We start from the raw sequence: 3,700 nt of genomic DNA on the forward strand, positions 1-3,700 counted from the left end.
GCGCCATCGAGGTCGACATCGTGGGCGCGGTGCTCGACGAGCCGCTGCTGGCCATGTCACCCGAGCCGCACGCCGCGCCGAACAGGGCGAGCGAGACGGCGCCGACGGCCAGGACGGTGGTGCGGACGGTGTTCTTCATGACGAGGAATCTCCCAAGGGGTTGGGGCGCTTGATGCCGGTGCTTCGGCGCCTCGACGGCGGCGGATTGGCGCGGTTATGGATCCGTTACTCACCGCTTGCGCGACAAGGAGAAGCAAGTCCGCGGTGGACAGAAGTCAGGAGCCGGCGACCGAGGTGAACACCATCGAGTGCCAGCCGGTGGCGCCGTCCGGGATGGGAGCGGCGCGCTCGTTGGTCTGGGTGAGGCCGTTGCGGTCCGTGGCACGGCACTCGACGGTGTGGTTGCCTTCCTTGAGATCCAGCTCGGCGCGCCACATCCGCCAGGTGTCGACGTTGACCTCGGTGGCGAGCGTCGCGTCCTGCCACGGCCCGCCGTCGACGCGCACCTCCACCCGGTCGATGCCGGTGTGCTGGGCCCAGGCGATGCCCGCGACGACGAACCTGCCCGCCGGCACCCGCTCGAACGACTTCGGCCGGTCGATCCTCGACATCACCTTGACCGGCGCCTTCTTCCCCCAGCCGCGCTGCGCCCAGTACGGGTCGAACGCGTCGAACGTGGTGAGCTCGGCGTCCACCAGCCACTTCGTCGCGGAGACGTACCCGTAGAGACCGGGCACGACCATGCGGACCGGGAAGCCGCGCTCCAGCGGCAACGGCTCGCCGTTCATCCCGAGGGCCAGCATCGCGTTCGACCCCGGTGCCATGATCGAGGCGACCGGGGTGCCGCACGTCCAGCCGTCCACGCTGCGCGTCGCGAGCTGGTCGGCGCCGGGACGAACGCCGGCCTCCCGCAGCAGGTCGGGCAGGGAGACGCCGATGAAGTTGGAGGTGGAGATGTACGGGCCGCCGACCTCGTTGGAGACGCAGACGAGCGTGATGGTCTTCTCCACCAGCGGCCGCCGCAGCAGGTCGTCGTAGGTCAGCACCATCTCGTTGTCGACCATGCCGTGCACCCGCAGCCGCCAGTCCTCGGCCCGCAGGCGCGGCACGCTGAGCGCGGTGTCGACCCGGTAGAACTTGGGGTTGGGCGTCAGGAACGTCGGCGTGCCCTCACGGGAGAAGTCGGCACCGAACGGGATCTCCGGCGCCTTCTGCCCCGGTCGCAGCGTGATGCCGCGCCGCGAGGCCTCGACGTCCACCCGGCCCGCGAGCAGCTGACCGCCCACCGCCGCGACCCCCGCGCCCGCCGCGATCGCCGCGGTCGACACCAGGAAACGCCGCCGGCCGGAGCCCTCGGCAGGGGCCGGGGTCTCGGGCCGGGCCGCGGCCAGGGACCACAGCAGGCGGAACGCCGCGACCCCGACCACCAGGCTCACCACCGGGGCGACCACCGACCAGCCGGTCGTCGTCGGCCTGGCCAGCACCGCGGCGATCCCGAGCAGGCCGAGCACACCGGCCAGGGCGGTTCCCGGCCACGGGCTGCGGCGCGACAGCAGTCCCGCCGCCACCCCCAGCACCGCGAGCACGACCGCCATGCCCCCGAGGAGCACCAGCTTGTCGTTCTCCCCGAACGTGCGGACCGCGAAGTCCTTGACCGGGTGCGGGGTCAGGTCGATCGCCGTGTTGCCGACCGCGAGGAACGGCGACGCGAGCGGGCTGACCAGGCCCGCGACGAGATGTCCTGCCGCCAGGGCCGCGGCCACCGACACCAGACCGACGAGGATGGAACGGGTTGCCTTCACACCGGTAGTTCGGAGCGGGCCGACAGCCGGATTGGCCGTTCACTCGCCGGTGGGCCACTCGGGGGTCTGGTGACGGCCCGTGTACGAGGAGGCGGTCTGGTCCTGCCACGGCTCGTGCGGCGCGGGGGCCGGCGGCGTCATGACGTCTCTGGCGGGTGTCCCCGTGACGTACTTGGCGTAGAGCTCGTCGAAGATCGGCGTCCTGGTCATGCGGACAATGGTGATCAGGAGAGGTCACGGAACCTGCCGAGACACGCCTAAACCCCCGGATCAGGTGACAGGTTCGCCCTCCCGCAAACCGTTGTGGCGCAACAACAACTCCGGAACGCGACGAAGCGCCCGGCCGGATGCTCCACCCGGGCGCCTCGCAGAGGGGGCCCGGGACCGCCCGGCCTGTGCTCCACGGCGCCGTCCCGGGGTGCCGAACGGAGCCAGCCGATCATCAGGAGACCCGCGCCGGTGGCCGAGGCAAAGGCCTCTTCACCAGGGGGAATCTACTCGTTCGAATGAACACGAGACGAATCGATTCCACGTCACCGGAGAACGTGCGCGACGAGACCGGCTACGAAGTCGTGCACGTTCCCGCCGGACCCCTTCGCGCTCTCGCGGGCGACGAGCTGGTGGCGCGGTGGACACGACGGTGGGCGCGGTGGACGACGTCGTGCCGCCGGGCGTGACGGGGGGCTGGTCAGCCCGCGGGACCTGACGGCCGCTCTCACCCGCTCCACTCACCCCGCGTGACGGCCCGGTGACGCCGGCCACCCGGGTGGTCCTCAGTGGACATTCGACGACTTTCGGCTTGGCGGACAACCGGATGCGGGGCCGATCGCATTGAAAGGGGTGAGGGCACCTCGCCGAGGTGCCGCCGACCCTTCGGAGACCAGCGGTGCGCAGTGGACAGGTGATCGCGGTGGCGGCCTTCGTGCTCGCCGCCGCGGTCGTCGTCTCCCTGCTCACCCTGGCGGACGACGTGCGGCCGCCCGAGCAGCGGCCGACGGTGGTCAGGACCGACGACATGACGTGGCGGAGCACCCCGTCCTCCTGGCTCGAAAGGTGAGGACGCTGGACTGGGACACCGAGTTCACCGGGCTCTACGACCGGTGCCACGAGCAGATGCGCTTCACGGCGTTCCTGATGTGCGGAAACTGGCACGAGGCGGAGGACGTGCTGCAGGCGGCTTTTCTCAAGCTCTACCTGGCGGGACCGAAGCTCGCCGACCACTCGGGCATCGAGGGGTACCTGCAGCAGATCGTCGTGCGGACCTTCCTCGCCGAACGCCGGCGCGTGCGGTGGCGGAGGGAGAAGCTGACGGACGCACCACCGGAGAGCCTGTACTCGATGCCGGGCGCGGAGGACGGGATCGTGGTGTGGGAGGCCCTGTCCACGATGCCTGCCCGGCAGCGCGCGGTGCTGGTGCTGCGCTACTGGAACGACCTGAGCGTGGACGACGTGGCGGCCGCGCTCGGGTGTTCGACCGGCACGGTCAAGTCGCAGAGCAGCAAGGGGTTGCGGACGTTGCGGCACAAGCTCGGACCGGGGTTCGACCAGTCCCGGCTGGAGGTGTGATGGAGCACGAGGACACCCTGCGGGCGGCTTTCTCCGTGCTGCGCGGGGAGGTGGCGCCGCCGACACCGCACTCGGCGGCGCGGGTGATCCTGCGCGGACGGGCGGTGCGGTCGAGGCGGCGCACGGCGGCCGTGGTGGGCAGTGCGGTGGCGGCTGCGGGGATCGCGGTGCTGGCGCTGGCTCTGCTGCCCAGCGCGCCGGCTGAACCCGGACCTTCGCTGCAGCCACCTTCGTCCACCAACAGCGAGGTGGTCACGACTCCCACCGGCGTCACCACGACGCGGTGAACGGCCTTGGCCCGTCGACGTGCCGACGGGCCAAGGCTTTGCGCG

6 protein-coding genes are annotated in these 3,700 nt (G+C 71.2%); 4 read left to right on the forward strand and 2 right to left on the reverse strand.

What is annotated here, in order from left to right; all coding sequences use genetic code 11:
* Positions 1 to 275: 275 nt before the first annotated feature.
* Positions 276 to 1,802 carry a molybdopterin-dependent oxidoreductase gene (locus ACFWV3_RS13140; RefSeq protein ID WP_382411337.1) on the reverse strand — a complete coding sequence of 509 codons (1,527 nt, stop codon included), beginning with the start codon at positions 1,800 to 1,802 and terminating at the stop codon, positions 276 to 278.
* A gap of 39 nt (positions 1,803 to 1,841) precedes the next feature.
* Positions 1,842 to 2,012, reverse strand: coding sequence for a hypothetical protein (locus tag ACFWV3_RS13145; protein ID WP_382411338.1), 171 nt, complete (start codon positions 2,010 to 2,012; stop codon positions 1,842 to 1,844).
* Between the two features lie 296 nt (positions 2,013 to 2,308).
* Here ACFWV3_RS13145 and ACFWV3_RS13150 point away from each other — a divergent pair, with 296 nt between their 5' ends.
* From ACFWV3_RS13150 to ACFWV3_RS13165, 4 genes are all read left to right on the forward strand, one after another.
* Positions 2,309 to 2,479 carry a hypothetical protein gene (locus tag ACFWV3_RS13150; RefSeq protein WP_382411339.1) on the forward strand — a complete coding sequence of 57 codons (171 nt, stop codon included), beginning with the start codon at positions 2,309 to 2,311 and terminating at the stop codon, positions 2,477 to 2,479.
* A gap of 209 nt (positions 2,480 to 2,688) precedes the next feature.
* Positions 2,689 to 2,859 (forward strand): hypothetical protein, encoded by a 171-nt coding sequence (locus ACFWV3_RS13155; RefSeq protein ID WP_382411340.1) that lies wholly within the window; start codon positions 2,689 to 2,691, stop codon positions 2,857 to 2,859.
* Between the two features lie 5 nt (positions 2,860 to 2,864).
* A complete protein-coding gene (locus tag ACFWV3_RS13160) occupies positions 2,865 to 3,368 on the forward strand; it encodes a SigE family RNA polymerase sigma factor (protein ID WP_382411807.1) in 504 nt (167 codons plus the stop codon).
* Entirely contained in the window at positions 3,368 to 3,655 is a 288-nt protein-coding gene (locus ACFWV3_RS13165; protein ID WP_382411341.1) for a hypothetical protein, read from the forward strand. Before ACFWV3_RS13160 ends, ACFWV3_RS13165 begins: the two co-directional genes overlap by 1 nt.
* The last annotated feature ends 45 nt before the right edge of the window (positions 3,656 to 3,700 follow it).

The organism is Lentzea sp. NPDC059081 (genome assembly GCF_042738015.1).
GTDB lineage: Bacteria > Actinomycetota > Actinomycetes > Mycobacteriales > Pseudonocardiaceae > Lentzea.

Bases quoted from the DNA above. Each gene is read 5' to 3' on its own strand.
- ACFWV3_RS13150 (WP_382411339.1), top strand. From the start codon at position 2,309: ATGAACACGAGACGAATCGATTCCACGTCACCGGAGAACGTGCGCGAC.
- ACFWV3_RS13145 (WP_382411338.1), bottom strand. From the start codon at position 2,012: ATGACCAGGACGCCGATCTTCGACGAGCTCTACGCCAAGTACGTCACG.
- ACFWV3_RS13165 (WP_382411341.1), top strand. From the start codon at position 3,368: ATGGAGCACGAGGACACCCTGCGGGCGGCTTTCTCCGTGCTGCGCGGG.